The sequence below is a fragment of the Mesorhizobium sp. P2_A12 genome, assembly GCF_056405075.1.
The window spans coordinates 21,929-42,383 of the sequence record NZ_JBFUCU010000028.1; the positions used below are offsets into that span (position 1 = coordinate 21,929).

Genomic DNA, 20,455 nt, shown 5'->3' on the forward strand with positions numbered 1-20,455 from the left:
GTGGCCGTGTGGCCGATATCAAGAAGAAGACCAAGCGCTATCACCTCCGATCTGACGCATGAGGAATGGTCGCGGATAAACCGTTCCTGCCGGGCGCGGCCAAGACCGGGCGGCGCGTGGTGACGGACCTGCGCGAGGTCTTGAACGCGATCCGCTACATGGCCCGATCGGATGGCGGCTGGCGCATGCTGCCAAAGGATTTCCCGCCCATATCGGTCGAGACGCCTTACGGACATGCCCACGGACTGCGCCAACTGGCTGGAACGTTCCCCGGCCTGATGGCGAAGCAGCAGGCGCCGATCAAGGCGCTGAACGCAGAATACGCCAAAACTCGAAGCCGAGGACGAGCGTGCCAACGAACTGCCGGCCGATGTTGACGAACGGCTACCAGGGGCGGCTACGGCTGCACTCATTGTCGGATCTTCGACGAAGTCGGACATCAGACACAGCGCTATCGGAGTGACCGCATTGTTCTGCAACGATTTTCTCATTTGGCACGACACATGCGGGGGCTCTCCCGCATGAGCGCTCCGTCAATCTCGATTGATGCGAGCAGGATTCAATCAAGGCGCAGTGCGTCGCTTCTGAAGATCAAGGAGAGAAAAGTATGGCGAGAGCGCGAATTGGCGTGGCGCGGGCAATGACAGCGGCTGTCGTCCTCATCGTTGCGGGACAGGCCGGCGCGGCAGATGTTGGGCAAGCCGCGAGCGTCCCGCAGGCAGAAGCCTGCGTCGCGGAAGCGCCAAGCCCCTGGCAGATCCGCCTGCGTGCGTTGGGGGTGATCACCGAGGATTCGGGCTATGTCAATGCGGTGCCCGGCTCCGGTCTTTCCTATTCGAACACCGTGACGCCGGAACTCGATATTTCGTACTTCTTCACGGACAACATCGCCGCCGAACTCATACTCGGCACCACCTATGCCAACATCGATGGCCAAGGTGCGATCGGCGGGCTTGGCAAGGTCGGCAAGGTTTGGCTGCTGCCGCCAACGGTGACATTGCAGTATCATTTTACCGATTTCGGCGCCTTCACGCCCTATGTCGGCGCCGGCGTGAACTATACGATCTTCTATCATCAGCAAGTCGGCAGCGCCGATGATCTCAAGGTCAAGAACACATTCGGCGCCGCGCTGCAGGTTGGATTCGACTACATGGTAGATCGGCACTGGGGCGTCAACTTCGACGTGAAGAAGCTTTTCCTCAAGCCCGACTTCGACGTCACTGTCGCCGGCGCCAAGCTCACGGGCAAGGCCAAGCTCGATCCCTGGTTGATAGGCGCAGGTCTCACCTACCGCTTCTGAGGACGAACCACACAAAAGGGGCACTTTTCGAAGTCCGCGCGCGGATCATCCGTGCCGAGAAGTGGACCCGCGATGGTTCTTAAAGGAGTTGTTGGCATGCGCGTAGAAAACGATCATTGCGACGTGATCGGTGTGCCGGCCGCTCCCACGCAACTTGATCGTCTTTCTTCTGCGATTCTGCAGCAGGGGGGGATGGCGCGAGTGTCGCTGCCAGGCGGTGTGGTGGCCTGGGCGGCAGGCCGTCACCAGACGCTCAGGCAGATGCTTTCCGACCACCGTTTCAACAAGGACTGGCGACAGTGGCGGGCGCTGCAGGACGGCGAGATTCCCGAGGATCATCCGCTGATCGGGATATGCAAAGTGGACAACATGACCACGGCGCACGGCGCCGATCACCGTCGCTTGCGCGGCCTGCTGTCCAGCAGCTTCGCGCCCAGTCGTATCGCCTTGCTGGCGCCACGGATCGAACAATGCGTCGATCGACTCCTGGCCGAGATGGCGCAGCGCGGCGGCAGTGCCGATCTGATGTGCGAGTTCGCCGTTCCGCTGCCCACCAACGTGATTGCCGAACTGTTCGGTTTGCCGGACGAACAGCGTGAAGAGATCGTCGCGCTCACCTACAGCCTGGCCAACACCTCCGCCACAGCCGAAGAGGTGCGACAGACGCGGCAGCGCATCCCGGAGTTCTTCCGTCGCCTTATCGCGCTCAAGCGGGGCCAGCTCGGCGATGATCTGGCTTCGGCCCTGATCGTCGCCCGTGACAAAGGCGAGCTCGTTTCCGACACCGAGCTCATCGACATGCTGTTCATGGTGCTCTCTGCGGGCTTCGTGACCACCGCCAGCGTCATCGGCAATGGCGTGCTGGCATTGCTGACGCATCCGCAGCAACTGCACCTGGTGCGCAGCGGCCAAGTTCCTTGGTCACAGGCGATCGAGGAGATCCTGCGCTGGGGCAGCTCAGCGGCCAATCTGCCGTTCCGCTATGCCACCCAGGACGTGGAGATCGACGGATGCATGGTCCGCCGCGGCGATGCCGTCCTGATGGCGTTCCATGCGGCGAACCGGGACGAAAAGGCCTTCGGTCCCGGCGCCGACAGGTTCGATGTCACCCGGCGGCACAACCCGCATTTGTCATTCGGCGAGGGGCCGCATTCCTGCCTGGGCGCTGCGCTGGCGCGCCTGGAATTGCGCTGCGCCTTCCCCGCGCTGTTCGGGCGGCTGGAGGATCTGGCCCTGACCATCGCCGCGGAGGACGTCGTCTACATGCCGTCTTACGTCATTCGCTGCCCGCAGCGCCTGCCGGTCAGCTTCCGCCCTTCCGTCGCTTAGAGAGTGCGGCATTCACCCCGGATTCGGTGATTCTCGGTTCGCCGGGGTGGCTGGTCTCGCACGAGGGGGGCGAGCATGCCCGGTTACGCACGATCGTGGCGCCGGCCTTCAGCAATCGCAGGGTGAAGCTGCTCGCGCAGCAGGTCGAGGCGATCGCCGCTCAGTTGTTCGAGACGCTGGAGGCCCAGCCCCAGTTCCGCCGACCTGAGGCGCCACCTCTCCTTTCCGCTTCCGGACATGGTTATCAGCGTGCTGATGGGCGAGTGCGCAAGCACGCTGAGCGAAGCCGAGCGGGAACAAATACCGGGATTTCCCGGCTGACCGTGACGACCTGGCCCGACTTTACGCCCTTTGAGCCCGGCGACCTCGATCTGATCCGGCGTCGCCGATGGGGACAAGGACCTCTCCGAGCCTGCACTGATGAGAGGCGGCATCGTATGCGGCTTTGGGCGAAAGAGACCGATCAGCGCAAGGGCATTATTCGCATCATCACATAAACATCTCGTTATATGTATTGACAAGGAGCGAAGCTGCTGTGATTGTGCGCATGTCGTGGTTCTCCGCGCGGCACTGCCGTAGCGGAGCTAAGAGGGAAGCCGGTGCGATGCCGGCGCTGCCCCCGCAACTGTTAGCGGCGAGCCAAGCCCATTGGTGTCACTGAGGCGAACGGCCTCGGGAAGACGGGCAGAGGCTTTGACCCGCGAGCCAGGAGACCTGCCACGACGAACAACGTCCACGGGCGGGGTGTCTCGGTGGTCGCGGTAGCCCGGCTTCGTGCCGCCTGCTCGCGCGTTCCTTGTCCCCACGCCCCAACCATCGGGGTATGGCATGACTGTCTCTCAACAAATTCCTGTGGCAACGCTCGGCGTGCCGCGTATCGGTCGACGGCGGGAACTAAAATTCGCGCTTGAAAGCTACTGGTCCGGAAAATCTCCCGCTGCCGACCTGCTCGCGACGGCGAAGGGGCTACGCGCCGCCAGCTGGAGGGAGCAGCACGACCACGGCGTGTCGAAAATCCCGTCCAGCGATTTCTCGCTTTATGACCATGTGCTCGACACCGTCGCCATGGTCGGCGCCGTGCCGGCACGATACGCCTGGACTGACGGCGAGGTCCCACTCGATACCTATTTCGCCATGGCGCGCGGCAACCAAGGTCAGGCCGCGGATTGTGGACATGCTGGTGACAAGCATGCGGCCAACGGGCATGGCCTTGCCGCGATGGAAATGACCAAGTGGTTCGACACCAACTATCACTACATTGTGCCGGAACTTACCGACGATCAGAGCTTTGCCCTCTCGTCGGCGAAACCGGTCGATCATTTCCTCGAGGCCAGGGCGCTCGGCATCCACACGCGCCCGGTCCTGCTTGGACCGGTTACCTTTCTCAAGTTGGCGAAGTCACCTGAGGAAGGTTTCAACCCTATCGCGCTCCTGCCACGGCTGCTGCCCGTCTACGAGGAGCTCCTGCGGAGGCTGAAGCTCGCGGGAGCCGATTGGGTGCAGATCGATGAGCCGGCGCTCGTGCTGGATCTGATTCCCAACGAACGGGATGCGCTCCAATTCGCCTACTGCCGGCTGTCGAAAGCAGCACCGGAGTTGAAGATCATGGTCGCTACCTATTTCGGATCGCTGGGCGACAATCTCGAGACCGCGATTTCCCTGCCCGTGGCGGGACTGCATGTCGATCTCGTGCGCGCTCCAGAGCAGTTGGAGACCGTCGGCCGGCTCGCGCAGAAGGACCTTGTGCTCTCGCTCGGGCTGATCGACGGCCGCAACGTGTGGCGCGCGAACCTGCCTGCCATACTTGACCGCATCAAGCCGATCGTCGCCGGCTGGCCGCTGGACCGCGTGGAGATCGCCCCGTCCTGCTCGATGCTGCATGTGCCGATCGACCTGGACATGGAGACGGCCCTCGATGCGGATGTGAAGTCGTGGCTCGCCTTCGCGGCGCAAAAAGCCGACGAGCTGGTCGTGCTCGCCCGTGCGCTGGCCGAAGGCCGGGACGCGGTCGCCGCCGAACTGGAGGCGTCGGCTCAGGCTGCCGCCATTCGCGCGACATCCGCGAAGGTGCATGATCCGCTCGTCGAAGGCCGGGTCGCCAGCATCAAGGTCGCCATGACGCGCCGGAAGAGCGCATTCGACGTGCGCTCCAAGCTTCAGGCCGACACGTTTGGTTTGCCTTTCTTCCCCACCACGACGATCGGCTCCTTCCCGCAAACAGCCGAGGTTCGCAAGGCGCGGGCAGCTCATGCCAAGGGCGAGCTGAGTTACGTCGACTACGAGGCGTTCCTGAAGAAAGAGATAGAAGCCGCCGTTCGCTGGCAAGAAGAGATCGGACTCGATGTGCTGGTCCACGGCGAATTCGAGCGCAACGATATGGTGCAGTATTTCGCTGAGCAGCTCTGCGGCTTCGCCTTCACGCAACACGGCTGGGTGCAGAGCTATGGCTCGCGCTTTGTGCGCCCCCCGATCATCATTGGAGATGTGTCGCGACAAAATCCGATGACAGTACACTGGTGGCGAGATGCCCAGTCGCTGACGCCGAAGCCGGTGAAGGGCATGCTTACCGGCCCGGTGACGATCCTCAACTGGTCCTTCGTCCGAGACGACCTTCCCCGCTCAGCCGTCTGCCGCCAGGTCGCGCTCGCCATTCGCGATGAAGTGAGCGACCTTGAAGAGGCCGGCGCCAGGATGATCCAGATCGACGAAGCCGCACTGCGCGAGGGCTTGCCGCTACGCGAGGCCGACTGGCAGGCCTATCTCGACTGGGCTGTCGAATGCTTCCGGCTGGCTTCAACGGCGGTCGGCGATGCGACCCAGATCCACACCCATATGTGCTACTCCGAGTTCGGCGATATCGTGGACGCGATTGCCGCAATGGATGCCGATGTGATCTCCATTGAAACCTCGCGCTCGCAGATGGAACTGCTCGATACGCTTCGAACCTTCAAGTATCCGAACGAGATCGGTCCTGGCGTCTATGACATTCACTCGCCACGGGTCCCGGAAGTGGGGGAGATTTCCAACCTTATCATGCTTGCGCGCGAGCGATTGTCGGATGGGCAACTGTGGGTGAATCCCGACTGCGGTCTCAAGACGCGCAGATGGGAGGAGGTCCGCCCTGCCCTGATGAACATGGTGGCTGCGGCACGCGCAATTCGGGAAAAAGCGCAGACTGGGTGATGCTCGGTGACACTCGCCGGCGGTGAGCGGCAACGCCACACCGGGCATCGAGGGGGAGTCTATCCGGCGCACCCAAGGCAATCGAGCTGCCGGTGAAGCGCCTCGGCAACCTTGGCCTGGCCGAGGCCCTTGTTCCGGCGCGTCGAAGTCAGCTGTTCCACACGCCGCCGTTGGCGGGCGATCGAAGGAGGCTTAGGCCTCAAATGAGCCGGCCAGAAAGGAGAAGGCTCACCGCCAGCCAGTTTCGGATTATTCCGGATTGGGATAATCCAGCATCACCATCATCTCCCCGCCCTTGGTCGCCGAAACCCCAGTCCCGACCATCGGGAGAAGCATCGGCGATCACGCGGCGCTGGTCCGCGGAGCGTGTTCCGGGAACCGGATACAGGGCCAAGCTGGGGAAGGTTCAAACGGCACTTGTGGAGACTGTTGAGGCGGCATCGAGGCTCCGCCATCTGCAGCGGGCCAATTCCCGCTCGATGGCTCCGTCTGCCTCTGGCTGCAATCACGATCACCGCGACGGCGCAGCCGAGCGGCCGCAGCTGGCTGGCGGACCCCTTGTGTTTTGATGGTGGAAGATGAGGCGCCGGACCAGGAAAGCCGTCGCGGAAGGAGAGGGGTTGGCTTGCACCTGGCGATGCCGGACAGGGGTATTTGGAGCGCGCTCACTAGCGAGTGCAGTTGGCGAGGTTCATGAGCGGCGTACTAGATCTCAATCGCTGCGCAAAATGCGTGCTTCGAGCGCGGCTGCGACGAAGGCTCGTCGAGCGGCTGGTGGATGGGTCTTACCGCGTAACACCTGCAGACAGGTGTCCATCGCTATTCTGCGTTTATCGGTCTCATGATGCAGATCCCGCAGCAAGATAGCGGCCGCGTCGTTGACGTCGAACACGATACGCTCCGAGCTGCGGCGGCTAACCTGAACAACGACTGGCCTCTCAAATCTGATCAAGCCGGTCATCCCCCTCCTCCATAGCCACTATGCGGCAAACAGCCCGGGTCGCATTTCTTTGCTCAGCCGAACGCGACCGCTGCACCTGCACCACTGGGCCTGGCCATTGGCGGGCACGCGATCGATGTGAGGCGCGTCTGGCCATGGTCAGGTTGCGTGCGATCTGTGAGGAAATGCTTCTCATTCGCGTGGTCTAGTTGTGAAACCTGGACATAGTGCACTGTTTGACGCGCCTCGCCAGTCTCAAACTCGTCGTCGAAGTCTACACCTGCACTTTTCCACTGCCCGATCTGCAGGCGGCGATCCACTGCATGGCGGGGGTTGGATCTTCCAATATGGCGACGCGCTTCGCAAAGCCGAAAAACGCATTGCGCGCCGTGCTTACCGGCTTGCGCCCATCGTATGCATCGTAGCATGCCCTCAGGGCGGCTTCGTGGATCAGGTCTCTGCGATCTTCCGGCCATTCATTGAGAAAATCGATTGCATCCGCAAGGCCGGCAATCTCTTGGATGATGTGCGTTGCGCGCCTCACGAAAAGCGGGCTGCTGAAAGCCTCAGCGTTCATTAGTTCCTCCAACCTTCCAAATAGCCAATTTATGTGAAGAGGCGCCGCATCGACGCGTGGCGACCCTGACACAATGTGTTGTCAGGGCGATGACGGTTCAAGCGGAACATCCGCGACTGCGGCCGGGTGCGTAGCGATCCGCCACATCCTGCAATGGCTTTGGTTGCCATAAAACGCTGTCGTCACTATTAAGCTACGAAGTGATTCTCACCGCCTAGTCTAAGCCCGCAGGAGCGTTTTTATGACCGAAGAAACCGAGAGCAAAGCTGACAGTCTCATCGAACTCACCGCCCATGTCGTCTCAGCCTATGTTTCGAACAATCCGGTTCCCGTCGGTGAACTGCCTGGGTTGATTGGCCAGATCCACATCGCATTGAAAGCCACTGCTGGTAGTGCCGCACCAGAAAAGCCGGAAGCTCTCAAGCCTGCCGTGCCGATCAGAAAATCGGTTACACCCGACTACATTATCAGCCTTGAGGACGGTAAGAAGTTCAAGTCGCTCAAGCGTCACCTGGCTACCCACTATGGCCTTACACCCGACGAATATCGCGCGAAATGGGGGCTGCCGGCGGACTATCCCATGGTGGCGCCGAACTATGCTGCGGCGCGCTCGGCATTGGCCAAGACCATGGGTCTCGGCCGCAAGCCGAAGGAACCGGAAACGCCGGCACCTGCCAAGCGTGCCCGCAAGAAAGCCGCAGCCTGACCGGAGTTTTTCAGGATGGGCTAAGCGGATCAGGCATCATTTCGCACTCGCGAGATAACATTTGTGCATTGCAATATCCGGGGCTATCGGTATGATCATGGTGTCGGCCATCTACTCCTCCCAGATGTGGTGCCGACCCTGAATGGGGCGCACCTCCTCCCGCGTCTCATTCTAAATCGAGCCCGCTGCCACCTCCTCCCGGTGGCGGGCTTTTTCTTTGTCTGAGGCGCAATCTTGGTAGGCCAACGCATTTGGCTCTAAGCGAGGCGAATGCTCCGAACTTCCAGGCCTTTCTTGCCCTGCCCGCATTGGACAAACACCTTCTGACCCTCCATCAGCATGCTCAGTCCTGAGCGGGTCAGCGCGGTGGCATGAACGAAGATGTCCTTCTCGCCGTTTTCAGGAGCAATGAAGCCGAAACCCTTTTCGGAATTGTACCATTTAACGGTGCCCTCGCTCTCGAACTGGACGCTCGTCCCGGCGGTGGACTCTCCAGTGCAATGCGTATGCAGCTTAGGTTTCGCGGTCTGATCGCCGACCTCCAGCACTTGCGCGACCTGATGACCTCTTGGACTTTCTTCCGTTGTGACCTTGAGACGCGTTCCCTCGGAAACACCGCGGCTCCCGGCCGCCTCCAGCACCCGGATGTGCAGATAGGCCTGGGTGCCCTCCGGCAGTTTGACAAAGCCAAAACCCTTGCTGGTGTTGAACCACACCACTTCGGCGTCGACAGGGTCCGCGGTTACGATCGACGAACGCTGAAAGTAGCTTGGCTCGGAAGGCCGTTCCGTAAAAGAAGCCGAGTCATCGTCATGACGATGCCGGCGTGGCTGACGATGGTCCTTATATTTGCCCATGATCGTCCGACTGGCTTGAACAACGCACTGCGCTCCCGGTAGGATAATCTCAATCGGGCGATGCGTTGAAGTCAATTCACCAGTTGGCCGCTTAGCCGCTCGATCGAACCATGGCCCGGCCGACCTGTTGCCACACGAGGTCGACGATGACCGGTGAGCAATACATGCCACAGGTCGAGCTGCTGATCCGAACGCTTCTCTACATCTCACGGCAGAAGGTTCGCACCGGAGGGCGCGCCATCGACCGTTCGATCGTGACATCAGCGGCTGCGTCTCACACGGATGCGCATCCGACATTTCGATTTACACGCACTTCCCCGCACAGCTTGCACGAGGCAGACGGGCAGCTCGTCGTTGAATCGCCCGGCTAGATCAACCCCGCCTGCTCGGCCTCGCGGCGCAGGTTCTGGCGCGGGCGCGGGCCGATCTGCTGGATCACCAATCCGGCCGCCAGTGAGCCAAGATCGCCGCAGATCTTGAGGTCGCGGCCTTGCGTGTAGCCATGCAGGAAACCGGCGGCATAGAGGTCGCCGGCGCCTGTCGTGTCGACCAGTTCCTTGATCGTGGTCGCCTGGATGACCACGGTCTCGTCGCCGCGCACGATGACCGAGCCCTTTTCCGAGCGGGTGACGGCGGCGATTCGGCAATCCTTGCGGATCTGCGCCAGCGCCTCGTCGAACGACGATGTCTGGTAGAGCGATTTGATCTCGTGGCTGTTGGCAAAAACGATGTCGACGGTGCCCGAGCGCATCAGGTCGAGAAACTCGTCGCGGTAGCGGTCGACGCAGAACGAATCCGAAAGCGTCATCGACACCTCGCGGCCCGCTGCGTGCGCCAGCTTCGCTGTCTGCCGGATCGCCTCCTTGGCGCGTGGCGGATCCCACAGATAGCCCTCGAAATAGGTGACCTTGGCGCCCGAAGCCTTGTCGACCTCGACATCTTCCGGCCCGAGCTCGACGCAGGCGCCGAGATAGGTGTTCATCGAGCGCTCGCCGTCGGGGGTGACGAAGATCATCGAGCGCGCCGTCGGCGGCAGGCCCTTGAGCGGCCTGGTGTCGAAGGCGACGCCCTGCGCATGGATGTCGTGGGCGTAGATTTCGCCGAGCGCATCGTTGGAAACCTTGCCGAAGAAGGCGGCGCGGCCGCCGAAGCTGGCGACGCCGGCCGCCGTGTTGCCGGCGCTGCCGCCGGACGCCTCGATCGCCGGACCCATGCGGCTGTAGAGCAGTTCGGCGCGCTGGGTATCGATGAGGTTCATCGCGCCCTTGATGATGCCGTTGGTCTCGAGGAAGTCCTCGTCGCACTGGGCGATGATGTCGACAATGGCATTGCCGATGCAAAGCACGTCATAATCCGGCATCAATGTCTCCGCCAACTACCCACCGGCTTTCTGCTATGCCGGCCAGGCGCGGGTCTAGCGAGTTGAAATGGGTTGCCGCATGCGGCCTCACGCAGCTGCCGGTCCTGCTTCACGCAGCAAGTCGTCGGCTCTGTCCGTCTTCTCCCAGGTGAACTCAGGCTCTTCACGGCCGAAGTGTCCGTATGTCGCGGTCTTGCGGTATATCGGGCGCAAGAGATCAAGCATCTTGATGATGCCTTTCGGTCGGAGATCGAAAAGCTCAAGAACAAGGCACTCGATCCTTTTTTCCTCGATTCTTGCGGTTCCGAAGGTGTTGACCATCACAGAAACCGGACTGGCCACGCCGATCGCGTAGGCAAGCTGAACCTCGCAGACCTCCGCAAGTCCGCTGGCAACGATATTCTTCGCGACGTACCGCGCCGCATAGGCCGCCGAGCGGTCAACCTTAGATGGGTCCTTGCCCGAAAAGGCGCCGCCGCCGTGACGTCCCGTTCCACCGTAAGAATCGACGATGATCTTACGTCCAGTGAGGCCGCAGTCGCCGGCAGGCCCACCGACCACGAACCGCCCTGTTGGGTTGACCAGAAATCTGATCTCCGAAGTATCCAGATGGGTTGGCAGGACCGGTTTTATGATCTCCTCAATGACGCCTTCGCGGACTGTATCTTGGGAGACCGCCTCGTCATGCTGCGTTGACAGGACTATAGTGTCCAGCGCCACCGGGCGGAGACCCTCGTAGCGTACGGACACTTGAGATTTCACGTCCGGACGCAGCCAGCCAAGCTGTCCCGTTTTCCGGATCTCTGCCTGTCTTTTCGTCAAGTGGTGAGCGAGTTGGATCGGCAAGGGCATCAATGTATCCGTCTCGTTGCATGCGAATCCAAACATGAGGCCCTGATCCCCCGCCCCCTGCTCGAGATCCTGCCCTCGTCCTTCATCAACGCCCTGGCTTATGTCGGGCGACTGCTCGGAGAGAGCCAGAACGACGGCGCAACGTCGACCATCAAAGCCGATGGCATCGTCGTCGTACCCAATATCGAGGATCGTATCGCGGGCAACTTGGCTGTAATCGATCTCCGCGTGGCTGGTGATCTCGCCAGCCAGAACGACCATCCCTGTCTTCACCAACGTTTCACAAGCGACGCGCGCCTTCGGGTCGGTGCGGAGGATCGCATCGAGGATGGCATCGGAGATGTTGTCTGCCATCTTATCGGGGTGTCCCGCGCCGACGGATTCGGAAGAGAACACGAACTGCCTGGTCATGGAATGTCCTCGCTGCAAATGTTGGAAGGTGGGGAGTTTCTGGATTGAGGTGGCTTACCGGTCGGGGATGCCGGGGACGTCGAACGCAGTGCAGAAGTTGGCAACGTCTCTTCGTACGCTCGCATGAACTTCTGGGTCGTCGGGCTGGCGGCAGACCAAATCAATAAAAGCGGCGATCTGCACCATTTCCCCTTCACGCATGCCCATGGACGTCACTGCCGGCGACCCCAAGCGGATTCCGCTTGTGACCGTCGGGTCGCGCGGGTCGCCCGGCACCATATTAAAGTTCGTAATGATGCCTGCCCTTGCCAGGCGCTCGGCATAGGCTTTGCCTGATAGCGGCCGGTCCCGAAGATCAAGGATCAGCATGTGATTGTCAGTCCCGCCGGTGACCAGATCATAACCACGACCCAGAAGCGCCTCGGCCAGCGCCTTGGCATTCTTGACGATCTGGTGACCGTAGGTGCGGAAAGAGGGGGTCGCGGCTTCCTGCAAAGCAACAGCGAGCGCGGCGATGATATTCATGTTCGGCCCACCTTGCAGTTGAGGAAACACCGCGCGATCAATCCGTTTGGCGAGATTGTGTTTGCTCGTGGGATGATAGAGCGCCTGATAACGATCTTCATTCTTCGACAAAATAAAGCCTCCACGGGGGCCGCGGATCGACTTGTGAGATGTGCTGGTGACGACGTCGCAATGAACCACGGGATTCGGATGCGCTCCAGCGACAATCAGGCCGCTGATGTGGGCGATGTCGGCCACGAGATAAGACTTCGCCTCCAGAGCGATTTCTGCCATTGCCGCGTAGTCAAAGGCGCGCGGATAGGCAGTTCCGCCGACCCAAATCAGTTTCGGCCGTTCCCGCCTGGCTGTCTCGCGCAAGCGGTCATAGTCAATTTGCTGCGTCTGTTCGTGCAGCCCATATGGGACGCGTTGATAATCAGTGCCGGAAAAGTTGACGGACCAACCATGAGTCAGATGGCCGCCTTCAGGTAAAGGCAAGCCCATGACTTTGTCACCGTGGCTCAAAAGCGCACGATAGACAGCCTGGTTGGCTGGCGAGCCCGAATAAGGCTGGACGTTGGCGTGCTCACTGCCAAAGAGCGCTTTCAGGCGCTCGATCGCGAGGGTCTCAAGCTCATCGACGATCTCGTTTCCCGCGTAGTAGCGCGCACCCGGGTACCCTTCGGCATACTTGTTCGTGAATATAGAGCCGGTCGCTTCCAGTACGGCCGAAGAGGCAAAGTTCTCGGATGCGATGAGTTTGAGCGTTGTCCGCTCCTGCCGCTCCTGTCTTAGAAGCAGTTCGTGAACGCGGCAATCGACGTGGATCAAGGAAGACCGTCCGTATGTGCCGGGCTCTGCGATGGCTGCGTCAGCGGAGTTGTCCATGGTAGTCGCGCTCCATTGGCTTAATCTATTCCACGATCAAGCAGCAGTCCCCTTCGACCACGCGTCTTGTGCCGCCTCCAGCCGCTCCAGGTCGCGCTTATGATACCCATCGTCGTGGGGCAGGAGATCGACCAGGAATTGAACCAACCCTCCGTCCTTGCCTCCTGCATTGAGATGATATGAGCACCAAGGACCTTGTCGATTGCGGCAAAGAAAGTCAGCTCTGGCCAGCATCTGGACGTGTCGCGCAACGCGCTCCCGACGAAGATCGAGAATCTCCGCCAGTTCGCGGACAGTGAGGTCGGCATGTGCGCAAAGGCCCAGGATCCGAAGGCGATCAGGATGCGCTGCTGTCATCAGGCGATCGACAAGTATCTTCATTGGTCGGCACGACCCCAAATAGAAGAACCGAACCCTCGTCCTGCCGGCTTTGTCATTTCGCGCTCTCCGCAGATGCTGTCCGGCGGCGGAACATTAAACGACACCAGGTTTCTGCCCCACTGAACTTGAAAGTTGTGGTGAGCGTAACATTGACAGCGATTTGCGGTCGCAAAGATTCCATAAATTTCCTTGAAGGATCTGTTGCAAGGCCTAAACAAGAACGCAACGAGATTGGCGAGGTGCTGGTAAGACGGCAAGCTGGCGAACTGCTTGGCCAAGCGGGAGGCGACCGGCGCCACCTTTCCCCAGGCGACATTGCTAACCTGCATGGTGCACCTGATCCGCCATTTGCTTGATTTCATGTCACAGAAGGATTGCAAAGCCGTCGTGCCGATGCTCAGCGTCATCTGCCGTGGCGCGAACGCCAAGCCGGCATGCAGGGTCTGGAGGACTTCGAGGCCGGCGACTGGGCCGGCGATACCCGGCGATCACTCAAAGCTGGCGGCGCGACTGGCACCACGTCGTGCCTCTTCGCCTATCCGACTGTGCGCAGCATCATCTACATGGTGGATGCGGTCGCAATGTCCGCGGCGCGTCGGTCATTTCCAAATTGCGCTTAATCATGGTCAGTCAGGTCGCACCAGATCGATATGACTGACACGGAGGGCTTGTGCCAGTTCATAAAGCGTGACGATGGTGGGGTTCCTTTTACCCTTCTCCAGCCCGCTGACGTACTGCTGGCTGAAGCCGGAGATCTCGGCAAGCTGCTCCTGCGTCAAGCCGGCCTTCTCCCTGATCCTGCGTGCATTTCGTCCGACCAACTTGCGCATATCCATGCGCGGATGTTCCCGGGCGGCGAAGCGCTTCGGCAACCTTGGCCTGGGTCAAGCCCTTGTTCTTCCGCGCCGCTATCAGCTATTCCAGCAGCCTGCTTTGGCGGGGCGATCGAAGAGATGCCGGCATCAGACTGTGCTTAAGTCTATTCGGATCGCGGATCGAGCAGCGTTGCCGGCTCAACCTCCAGCACCATAGCGAGCTTCTCGACCATGTCGATGCTAGCAGCATATACACTGCGCTCAAGAGCGCTGATGTAGGTTCGATCAACACCAGCTTCATGTGCCAGCGCCTCCTGCGACAGCTTCTTTTTCTCGCGAAGCCTACGCAGATTGCGGGCAAAGACCTCTCGGATTCCCATAGGCGAGAGGCCACCCTCTTGTTGAGGATTTCACCACGGAGTATACTCTACAAACTTAAGGAGCAACTCGCACGAGCATCGACTTTGCCCGAACTACCTGCTGTTAGGGATCGCGACTTCGCGGATGCGATCTGACGATGATTATCGCTCAAGGTCAGCGCTGTAGGTCACGAAAGCTGCGCCAGGGGGCGAAGCCGAATGGTCTAGGCCCATGTCGAGGAAAGCGGGCTCAGTTCACCGGCGGCCGGCTGCGCGCCATCAAAATCGATTGCGGCAATCCGGGATGGGCCGGATCGCCTTTGTTACTGCGGCCTAATCAACTCACAAGGATCAACGTCAAGCGCTTTTGCGAGCTGGCCAAGCACACTGACGCTTGCGGAAACCCGAGCACGCTCGATCGAGCCCACATAGCGCATGCTCAGCTCTGCGCGAGCAGCCAATTCTTCCTGCGTCAGGTCCTGATCATGGCGCAAACGACGCATGTTGATCGCCATGACCTCTTTGAGGTCCATGGCAAGAAGGGACCAGAACCGGAACTATCGTTCTAGGAACGATCGTTCCTATTCGATATGATTAGCCTAACGAGGAGATATCTTGCCCTATCCGATGACGACAAACCCGAACCCCAGGAGGTCGCGATGAAACCCAAAGTTCAAGACGAAGTCCCATGGTCGGACCGCCTGACCGCCTACGACAACGAGCACTTCACTGTCTATATGAGGCTCCTGGACGCGTCCGCCGACGATGCCAGCGAGGATGAGATGGCGCAGATCGTCCTCGGCATCGATCCGGTGCGAGAACCTGAGCGCGCTCGAATGGCGGTTCGCAGCCATCTCGGTCGGGCAAACTGGATGGTTACGACTGGATACAAAGAACTGTTCGCGCGCTGAGCGGCTCCAGGTGAGATATTGCAATCACCTTCAGGCGAGGAAATCCTGATAGCCGCGATCCATGAGCATGTGACCGCGCCGGACGGCACGGCGAATGCGATCGCGAAGGTGGTTGCGCGGATCCGTCCAGTCGGCCTGGACGCGTTGTCGGCCCAACAGGGCCAATGCGATTTGGCGGTGCGATGCCCCGCCCAGCGAGCCGTCAAGCGCCTGGAGGACAAAGCGCAGACGGCTGGCGCGCGCTTCGGGCGGAAACAGCCTGTCGGGAAGTTGCCCGGTCGCGTGAAGAGCATTGAGGCATTCGAGCGCATTCAGGTGATGTCTCATCCGATCGGCAGGCCAGATCGCGTCGACGGAAAGCCGAACGGGGCGCAAAACCTCCGCGCCCTCCACGACAAGTTGGAGGTCCCGGTGAGCATTTCGCAGCATGACGTGCTGTCGACCGTCCGCCGTGATCACGAGTGCCGCCCGACATGGCAATGCAGCGAGATCAAACGAAAGCGTTTCGGCCGACAATGCCTTTTCCGCAATGAGCGGCAGAACATGCGGGCATTGGCGGAAGCACCAGAAAACAGCCGCATCGCGCCTCAACGAGCCTGCGAAAAAGGAGCCCCCACTGCGTGAGATCGAGCGACGATCTCACCACTTCTACCTCGAACCACCTTTCTGCAAATTCTGCCTGCTCAAGCGAGAGCCTGCAGTCACGCTGGAAGGCCGGATTGCGCCGTAGGAATTCCCAGGCCCAGCCGCGTCGCGTCAGGTGCCGCGTGTAGCGATAGGATTTCTCATGCTGCCAGTCCGGCCAGTCGGCGTCATTACCTATCATAACCATGTCAGGCGCCCGTGCAGAGCACCGGGGCCCACAGTACGGGACCGCCAAGACCGCCATTGTGGCGGACCGCAGCAGGGTTCTCCTCTGAGACATCCAAAAAGCCGGCAACGGCGCGCGTGGTGCCGACTGTCTGGGGCGGCCCGATGCGGGCCAGCGGCCATCCGGCGCGACGCAGGATTCGCTCCATGCGCAAATCCGTAACCGTGAGGATATGGGTGAGCTGCCGCGACAAACCGAACTCGATCATGCCAGCGAGGAGTTGATAGGTCGCAACAGCAATACTCCCACTGCCCTTCGGTGCAGACGGTGGAAGATCAAGGGCGAAACGGCTGCTTTCCCAGACACTCGGTTCCTCGGGTGCCGTTCTTCCCTCCAACAGCCTCGAAAAGACATCTCGCAACATCGTCGGCCCCGTCGAGGGCAGAAGGCGTACGCCGCCCCCGACACGACCGCCGGCATCGCGCAACACAAGATAGTGCGGTTTCAGGGAATCGAATGAATCGATCTCGAAGCCGCCGGTCGTGCGCACGTTCCAGTCCAGCCGTTCCTTGAAGACGCGGTAGCGCAGGCGGTGCATTTCGTGAAGTTCGTCGGCAAAGGCGCCGTACCAGCCGGGCACAATAAGCTCAATCATGATGGTCTCCTCGCAGGTATGACCCTGCCATTGGAGGCGAACCTTCATGCCGCGACTGCCTGTACATTTGCACAGGTAGATCAAAGAGGAATTCTGTTCCTCAGAGAATTGATGATCGTGAGGAGGCCAGCAGCGTCACCGCCTGATTTTTGGTGCGCACGCCGAGCTTCTTTTTGGCATTGTCGAGATGGAAAGCGGCCGTGCGCTCCTTGATCCCCAAGATGCAGCCGATCTCCCAGGCGGACTTGCCCTTCGCCGTCCATTCCAGGCATTCGTACTCACGGGGCGTCAGCGAAACACCATCCACCGCCAGACCACCCGAAAGCTTGCGGCGAACGCCAATGTGAAAGCACATCGCCATGATCTCGAGCGCCTGCTCATACTGCTCGGCGACGCGCAGGAAGGTCGGATCGAGCCTGTCTGCCGCGAAGGTCATCGCAGCCACACCGCCGCGGCGATCGACAAGTGGAATCGTCAGTCCGCAGCAGATGCCGAATTCGGCAGCCTCATCGAAAAGCTGTTGCTGTCGCTTTGAAATGCCGGCATGGCCGAAACCCGGTCCCCACTGAAAGGGACATTCGCTGCATCTTGCCCATTCTATGACCGGGTCGATCCTTTCATATTGGTGGCGCAAGTAGTGCGACGTCCAGCCGGAATGATAGTTCGATATCAGCCTGGGTTTTGTGACGCGATCAGACACCAGAGACAGATAGGCGAATGCGGGAATGTCGAAGGCGCCGGCGGCGCTGGCCAGTGCGTTATGGAAGTCGACTTCATCAACGCTCAAAGATAACTGTTCCAGCAAAGTTTCGAAGACGAGCTGCATTTTCCCCTGCGGCTGTTTTCAATTAAACTTGGGACTTTCTGGCCTCTTGGCAGCTACGGCGAGGAGAGTCGCCCCCAAAATATCGACGCTGGAGAAAATTCACCGCGGTGATTGCTTCCCGGACGTTCGATCATGTGAAGGGAGATGCGTGCGACCTCCACGCCGGCTGCCGTCAGCCCCGCGTCGGGAGCTGCGATGGTGGCGGTTGGCATGGCGTAATAGAAATGTCGAAGCTCGATATGCCATCCGGATCTGCTGATGACCTCCTTCTCAAACTCTCGATGGCGGACGCGCTACAATCACCCTGATTCAGCGGGTCAAAAATGGCACCCTGCCGGTAGGGAGGTGCACCGGCAGGGTGCGCCGCACAGACGCCCTGGTCGTTGGGCAACAGGGCAGCGGCGGCAGAACTGATTTGGTTATCGCTTGCGATCGAAGCTATCCGAAGCATGCTTAGAATCTGACGGCTTGAGGTTTAGCAGTTTCGGTCGGCTCGGCACGAAATGCGCTGTCAATCCGTCTTCACCATGGGACACCAATGGGCGACCAGTCCTAACGACAGCCTGACGTCAAAGCGTCTAGTCCGTGTGAAAGTTCATCCCACGGACCACCTACATTGGTTACGGGAAGCGTCGAACCTCCGGCTCGCTCCTGTCGGCGTTCGCATGTTCATATCGCACCTTCGGCCTTCAACGCGTGATAGGTTGTCTCGACAGATTTAGCGGTTGCGTCGACGATTATGTCGATCTCCTTCCGGGTGATGATCAAAGGCGGGGCAAAGCCGAGGATATCGCCGTGCGGCATGGCGCGGCCGATAACACCGTTCTCGAACAGAGCAGCGGCGGCGCGAACGCCGACCTGAAGATCGGATTCAAACGGTATCCTCTGCTTTGGATCTCGCATCAGCTCTACGGCGGAGAGGATTCCGACACCACGAACCTCGCCGACGATAGGGTGTCCCGCCAGTTCGGCATTCATGCGGGCATGCCAATACGGTCCGACATCGCGGACATGCTCCAGGATATTTCTTTCCTTTAGGAGTCGAATATTGGCGAGCGCGGCCGCAGCGCAAAGCGTGTGACCCGAATATGTCCAGCCATGACCGAGGGCGCCGTGCTTCTCTGTTCCTTGTTCCAAGACCGACCAGACGCGGTCGCCAATGATTGACCCGGAGATGGGTAGGTAGGCTGAACTCAAGCCCTTGGCGATGGTCACGAAGTCCGGCCGCATGCCATAGAGGTGTGAACCGAATTTCTCACCGGTTCGTCCAAACCCGCAGACCACTTCGTCGGCGATGAGGAGGATATCATACTTGTCGAGCACGCCTTGGATCGCGGTCCAATATCCTTTTGGGGGCGGAACGATACCGCCTGTCCCAAGCACCGGCTCTCCGATAAAAGCTGCAACGGACTCCGGACCTTCAGCGAGGATAAGGGCTTCAAGTTCATCCGCACAGCGCTCCGAGAACCCTTGCTCACTTTCGCCGTCATGCGCCTGGCGATAGTGGTGCGGCGTCGTTGTATGGCGCACCAGATCCAACGGCAGGTCGAAGAAATTATGGAAGAAGGCAAGGCCCGTCAGGCTGCCAGTGACCAGCCCAGACCCGTGATAGCCGCGATGTCGCGAGATGATCTTCTTCTTTTCGGGGCGGCCCAGAATGTTGTTGTAGTACCAGACCAGCTTGATGTTGGTTTCGTTGGCGTCGGAGCCGGAAAGGCCGAAAAAAACCCTTCGCATGTTCTGACCAAAATACTCGACCACGGCCTCGGCCAAGAGGGCGACTGGCTCTGTTCCTTGACTTGCATAGACATGGGCGAACGGCAATTCGTGTGCTTGCCTGGCAATGGCCTCGGCAATTTCCGTGCAGCCATATCCCATATTGACGCAGTAGAGCCCACCGAAACCGTCGAGACTCTTTCGGCCTTCGGTATCCCAGATGTACACGCCTTCTGCACCGGCCATGATCCGATTTGGGGTCTCGCCTCGGCTGTGCTTGGCCAGATGCGTAGACGGATGAAAGACGAAGGTTCGATCCTTCTCTCTGAGTTGCTCGGTTCCCAGATTGCTCAAGCGCATGGTCCCTCTCCTCGCGATAGACTGGCGGAGGGCACTCGGTCAGCCGCCTCCTTAGCAATTAGCATACCGCAAACGCCCCTCAACTTTCGCGGGAATGCATGTCCTTAGCCGACGAATTCGCGGAATCGGGATCAAAAGCCGTGGAAACCAAGGCTTGGGTCACCGTTGCTTTAGTGCGGACAAGGGAATCGGCGAATTGGATTTGACTGGTTTGGTCACGACAAGACTGTAATATTGATCAATCCCCAAGCCTACCTGCAGCAGTCCCTCCATGAAATCCTGGTACGCAGCCATAGAAGGAGATGCGACGCGCATCAGATAATCGATCCGCCCGCCGATAGCCCAGCAATCCAGGATTTCCGGAAATTCTCGGATCGCAGTCTCGAAGTCTCTTTGGTTCTCTAGGCGATGACATTCCAGCACGACCTCCACCATGACAAAGACCATGCCGCCGATGAGGGCCGGACTCAGCCGCGCGTAGAACCCCTCAATAATCCCTGCGACCTCGAGTGCACGGAGCCGCTCCGAGCAGGCCGACGCCGAAAGATGAACGCGTTTTGCAAGCTCGCTTTTTGAAATCCGGCCGTCTGACTGAATCTCTGAGAGAATCCGGAAGTCCCAAGCGTCCAGGCATGCAGGATTGGGTTTCGACTTCATGACCTTGTGCTCTTTAGCCGTTCTCGAATTGACGCCAACCAACCCAGCTTGGTAGGA

23 protein-coding genes, 1 pseudogene and 1 riboswitch are annotated in these 20,455 nt (G+C 60.0%); of the genes and pseudogenes, 8 read left to right on the forward strand and 16 right to left on the reverse strand.

The features are described 5' to 3' along the window. Positions 1-65: 65 nt before the first annotated feature. From AC1DZU_RS32280 to metE, 5 genes and pseudogenes are all read left to right on the forward strand, one after another. On the forward strand, positions 66-377 hold the full coding sequence (locus AC1DZU_RS32280) for a transposase (RefSeq protein ID WP_477291060.1): 312 nt from the start codon (positions 66-68) through the stop codon (positions 375-377). Positions 378-607: 230 nt separating this feature from the next. After that, positions 608-1,300 carry an OmpW/AlkL family protein gene (locus AC1DZU_RS32285; RefSeq protein WP_477291062.1) on the forward strand — a complete coding sequence of 231 codons (693 nt, stop codon included), beginning with the start codon at positions 608-610 and terminating at the stop codon, positions 1,298-1,300. Positions 1,301-1,396: 96 nt separating this feature from the next. Further along, a complete protein-coding gene (locus AC1DZU_RS32290; RefSeq protein ID WP_477291064.1) occupies positions 1,397-2,629 on the forward strand; it encodes a cytochrome P450 family protein in 1,233 nt (410 codons plus the stop codon). Beyond that, positions 2,596-2,890 (forward strand): annotated as a pseudogene (locus AC1DZU_RS32295) (cytochrome P450); the annotation flags it as partial. The gene AC1DZU_RS32290 and the pseudogene AC1DZU_RS32295, both read left to right, overlap by 34 nt. A 275-nt stretch (positions 2,891-3,165) precedes the next feature. Continuing rightward, positions 3,166-3,365, forward strand: a riboswitch (cobalamin riboswitch). A 116-nt stretch (positions 3,366-3,481) separates the two neighbouring features. Further along, on the forward strand, positions 3,482-5,812 hold the full coding sequence (metE, locus tag AC1DZU_RS32300) for a 5-methyltetrahydropteroyltriglutamate--homocysteine S-methyltransferase (protein ID WP_477291140.1): 2,331 nt from the start codon (positions 3,482-3,484) through the stop codon (positions 5,810-5,812). Positions 5,813-6,524: 712 nt separating this feature from the next. Here metE and AC1DZU_RS32305 read toward each other — a convergent pair. Next, the gene (locus AC1DZU_RS32305; protein WP_020629161.1) at positions 6,525-6,773 is read right to left on the reverse strand and encodes a DUF982 domain-containing protein; all 249 of its coding nucleotides are present in this window, start codon (positions 6,771-6,773) and stop codon (positions 6,525-6,527) included. A 253-nt stretch (positions 6,774-7,026) separates the two neighbouring features. Then, positions 7,027-7,329: a DUF982 domain-containing protein gene (locus AC1DZU_RS32310; RefSeq protein ID WP_477291067.1), complete on the reverse strand. Its 303-nt coding sequence runs from the start codon at positions 7,327-7,329 to the stop codon at positions 7,027-7,029. Between the two features lie 241 nt (positions 7,330-7,570). On the opposite strand from AC1DZU_RS32310, the gene AC1DZU_RS32315 reads away from it, so the two are divergent. Further along, the gene (locus AC1DZU_RS32315; protein ID WP_477291069.1) at positions 7,571-8,035 is read left to right on the forward strand and encodes a Ros/MucR family transcriptional regulator; all 465 of its coding nucleotides are present in this window, start codon (positions 7,571-7,573) and stop codon (positions 8,033-8,035) included. A 257-nt stretch (positions 8,036-8,292) separates the two neighbouring features. Here AC1DZU_RS32315 and AC1DZU_RS32320 read toward each other — a convergent pair whose 3' ends face one another. From AC1DZU_RS32320 to AC1DZU_RS32340, 5 genes are all read right to left on the reverse strand, one after another. Continuing rightward, complete coding sequence (locus AC1DZU_RS32320) at positions 8,293-8,892, reverse strand: cold-shock protein (RefSeq protein WP_477291071.1); 600 nt, start codon at positions 8,890-8,892, stop codon at positions 8,293-8,295. 367 nt (positions 8,893-9,259) lie between these two features. Next, on the reverse strand, positions 9,260-10,252 hold the full coding sequence (locus AC1DZU_RS32325) for an adenosine kinase (RefSeq protein ID WP_477291073.1): 993 nt from the start codon (positions 10,250-10,252) through the stop codon (positions 9,260-9,262). A gap of 87 nt (positions 10,253-10,339) precedes the next feature. Beyond that, entirely contained in the window at positions 10,340-11,515 is a 1,176-nt protein-coding gene (gene metK, locus AC1DZU_RS32330; RefSeq protein WP_477291075.1) for a methionine adenosyltransferase, read from the reverse strand. A gap of 54 nt (positions 11,516-11,569) precedes the next feature. After that, positions 11,570-12,907: a serine hydroxymethyltransferase gene (locus tag AC1DZU_RS32335; protein WP_477291077.1), complete on the reverse strand. Its 1,338-nt coding sequence runs from the start codon at positions 12,905-12,907 to the stop codon at positions 11,570-11,572. Between the two features lie 36 nt (positions 12,908-12,943). After that, the gene (locus AC1DZU_RS32340; RefSeq protein ID WP_432284852.1) at positions 12,944-13,288 is read right to left on the reverse strand and encodes an ArsR/SmtB family transcription factor; all 345 of its coding nucleotides are present in this window, start codon (positions 13,286-13,288) and stop codon (positions 12,944-12,946) included. Between the two features lie 270 nt (positions 13,289-13,558). Between AC1DZU_RS32340 and AC1DZU_RS32345 the strand changes: the two genes are divergently transcribed. Beyond that, the gene (locus AC1DZU_RS32345) at positions 13,559-13,942 is read left to right on the forward strand and encodes a transposase (RefSeq protein ID WP_477291080.1); all 384 of its coding nucleotides are present in this window, start codon (positions 13,559-13,561) and stop codon (positions 13,940-13,942) included. Here AC1DZU_RS32345 and AC1DZU_RS32350 read toward each other — a convergent pair. From AC1DZU_RS32350 to AC1DZU_RS32360, 3 genes are all read right to left on the reverse strand, one after another. Further along, positions 13,915-14,124, reverse strand: a complete 210-nt coding sequence (locus tag AC1DZU_RS32350; protein WP_477291082.1) for a helix-turn-helix transcriptional regulator — start codon at positions 14,122-14,124, stop codon at positions 13,915-13,917. The genes AC1DZU_RS32345 and AC1DZU_RS32350 overlap by 28 nt on opposite strands. A gap of 143 nt (positions 14,125-14,267) precedes the next feature. Continuing rightward, the gene (locus tag AC1DZU_RS32355; protein WP_019863473.1) at positions 14,268-14,483 is read right to left on the reverse strand and encodes a helix-turn-helix domain-containing protein; all 216 of its coding nucleotides are present in this window, start codon (positions 14,481-14,483) and stop codon (positions 14,268-14,270) included. 302 nt (positions 14,484-14,785) lie between these two features. Further along, positions 14,786-14,995: a helix-turn-helix domain-containing protein gene (locus AC1DZU_RS32360; RefSeq protein WP_010913773.1), complete on the reverse strand. Its 210-nt coding sequence runs from the start codon at positions 14,993-14,995 to the stop codon at positions 14,786-14,788. A gap of 126 nt (positions 14,996-15,121) precedes the next feature. Between AC1DZU_RS32360 and AC1DZU_RS32365 the strand changes: the two genes are divergently transcribed. After that, on the forward strand, positions 15,122-15,373 hold the full coding sequence (locus tag AC1DZU_RS32365; RefSeq protein ID WP_436258167.1) for a DNA -binding domain-containing protein: 252 nt from the start codon (positions 15,122-15,124) through the stop codon (positions 15,371-15,373). A 30-nt stretch (positions 15,374-15,403) separates the two neighbouring features. Here AC1DZU_RS32365 and AC1DZU_RS32370 read toward each other — a convergent pair whose 3' ends face one another. From AC1DZU_RS32370 to AC1DZU_RS32395, 6 genes are all read right to left on the reverse strand, one after another. Further along, positions 15,404-15,802 carry a DNA -binding domain-containing protein gene (locus AC1DZU_RS32370; RefSeq protein ID WP_477291142.1) on the reverse strand — a complete coding sequence of 133 codons (399 nt, stop codon included), beginning with the start codon at positions 15,800-15,802 and terminating at the stop codon, positions 15,404-15,406. 61 nt (positions 15,803-15,863) lie between these two features. Continuing rightward, on the reverse strand, positions 15,864-16,298 hold the full coding sequence (locus AC1DZU_RS32375; RefSeq protein WP_477291084.1) for a transcriptional regulator domain-containing protein: 435 nt from the start codon (positions 16,296-16,298) through the stop codon (positions 15,864-15,866). After that, positions 16,207-16,839, reverse strand: coding sequence for an acyl-homoserine-lactone synthase (locus AC1DZU_RS32380; protein ID WP_477291086.1), 633 nt, complete (start codon positions 16,837-16,839; stop codon positions 16,207-16,209). Before AC1DZU_RS32380 ends, AC1DZU_RS32375 begins: the two co-directional genes overlap by 92 nt. Before the next feature lie 100 nt (positions 16,840-16,939). Further along, a complete protein-coding gene (locus AC1DZU_RS32385) occupies positions 16,940-17,665 on the reverse strand; it encodes a LuxR family transcriptional regulator (RefSeq protein ID WP_477291088.1) in 726 nt (241 codons plus the stop codon). A 669-nt stretch (positions 17,666-18,334) separates the two neighbouring features. Continuing rightward, positions 18,335-19,741, reverse strand: coding sequence for an aminotransferase (locus AC1DZU_RS32390; RefSeq protein ID WP_477291090.1), 1,407 nt, complete (start codon positions 19,739-19,741; stop codon positions 18,335-18,337). A gap of 159 nt (positions 19,742-19,900) precedes the next feature. Next, positions 19,901-20,398 carry an Lrp/AsnC family transcriptional regulator gene (locus AC1DZU_RS32395; RefSeq protein ID WP_477291092.1) on the reverse strand — a complete coding sequence of 166 codons (498 nt, stop codon included), beginning with the start codon at positions 20,396-20,398 and terminating at the stop codon, positions 19,901-19,903. Positions 20,399-20,455 lie beyond the last annotated feature (57 nt).

Excerpts from the sequence above, each read along its gene's own strand:
- AC1DZU_RS32280 (WP_477291060.1), top strand. The coding sequence starts at position 66 with ATGGTCGCGGATAAACCGTTCCTGCCGGGCGCGGCCAAGACCGGGCGG.
- AC1DZU_RS32285 (WP_477291062.1), top strand. The coding sequence starts at position 608 with ATGGCGAGAGCGCGAATTGGCGTGGCGCGGGCAATGACAGCGGCTGTC.
- AC1DZU_RS32290 (WP_477291064.1), top strand. The coding sequence starts at position 1,397 with ATGCGCGTAGAAAACGATCATTGCGACGTGATCGGTGTGCCGGCCGCT.
- AC1DZU_RS32305 (WP_020629161.1), bottom strand. The coding sequence starts at position 6,773 with ATGACCGGCTTGATCAGATTTGAGAGGCCAGTCGTTGTTCAGGTTAGC.
- AC1DZU_RS32310 (WP_477291067.1), bottom strand. The coding sequence starts at position 7,329 with ATGAACGCTGAGGCTTTCAGCAGCCCGCTTTTCGTGAGGCGCGCAACG.
- AC1DZU_RS32315 (WP_477291069.1), top strand. The coding sequence starts at position 7,571 with ATGACCGAAGAAACCGAGAGCAAAGCTGACAGTCTCATCGAACTCACC.
- AC1DZU_RS32320 (WP_477291071.1), bottom strand. The coding sequence starts at position 8,892 with ATGGGCAAATATAAGGACCATCGTCAGCCACGCCGGCATCGTCATGAC.
- AC1DZU_RS32325 (WP_477291073.1), bottom strand. The coding sequence starts at position 10,252 with ATGCCGGATTATGACGTGCTTTGCATCGGCAATGCCATTGTCGACATC.
- metK (WP_477291075.1), bottom strand. The coding sequence starts at position 11,515 with ATGACCAGGCAGTTCGTGTTCTCTTCCGAATCCGTCGGCGCGGGACAC.
- AC1DZU_RS32335 (WP_477291077.1), bottom strand. The coding sequence starts at position 12,907 with ATGGACAACTCCGCTGACGCAGCCATCGCAGAGCCCGGCACATACGGA.
- AC1DZU_RS32340 (WP_432284852.1), bottom strand. The coding sequence starts at position 13,288 with ATGAAGATACTTGTCGATCGCCTGATGACAGCAGCGCATCCTGATCGC.
- AC1DZU_RS32350 (WP_477291082.1), bottom strand. The coding sequence starts at position 14,124 with ATGGATATGCGCAAGTTGGTCGGACGAAATGCACGCAGGATCAGGGAG.
- AC1DZU_RS32355 (WP_019863473.1), bottom strand. The coding sequence starts at position 14,483 with ATGGGAATCCGAGAGGTCTTTGCCCGCAATCTGCGTAGGCTTCGCGAG.
- AC1DZU_RS32360 (WP_010913773.1), bottom strand. The coding sequence starts at position 14,995 with ATGGACCTCAAAGAGGTCATGGCGATCAACATGCGTCGTTTGCGCCAT.
- AC1DZU_RS32365 (WP_436258167.1), top strand. The coding sequence starts at position 15,122 with ATGAAACCCAAAGTTCAAGACGAAGTCCCATGGTCGGACCGCCTGACC.
- AC1DZU_RS32370 (WP_477291142.1), bottom strand. The coding sequence starts at position 15,802 with ATGCTGCGAAATGCTCACCGGGACCTCCAACTTGTCGTGGAGGGCGCG.
- AC1DZU_RS32375 (WP_477291084.1), bottom strand. The coding sequence starts at position 16,298 with ATGTCTCAGAGGAGAACCCTGCTGCGGTCCGCCACAATGGCGGTCTTG.
- AC1DZU_RS32380 (WP_477291086.1), bottom strand. The coding sequence starts at position 16,839 with ATGATTGAGCTTATTGTGCCCGGCTGGTACGGCGCCTTTGCCGACGAA.
- AC1DZU_RS32385 (WP_477291088.1), bottom strand. The coding sequence starts at position 17,665 with ATGCAGCTCGTCTTCGAAACTTTGCTGGAACAGTTATCTTTGAGCGTT.
- AC1DZU_RS32390 (WP_477291090.1), bottom strand. The coding sequence starts at position 19,741 with ATGCGCTTGAGCAATCTGGGAACCGAGCAACTCAGAGAGAAGGATCGA.
- AC1DZU_RS32395 (WP_477291092.1), bottom strand. The coding sequence starts at position 20,398 with ATGAAGTCGAAACCCAATCCTGCATGCCTGGACGCTTGGGACTTCCGG.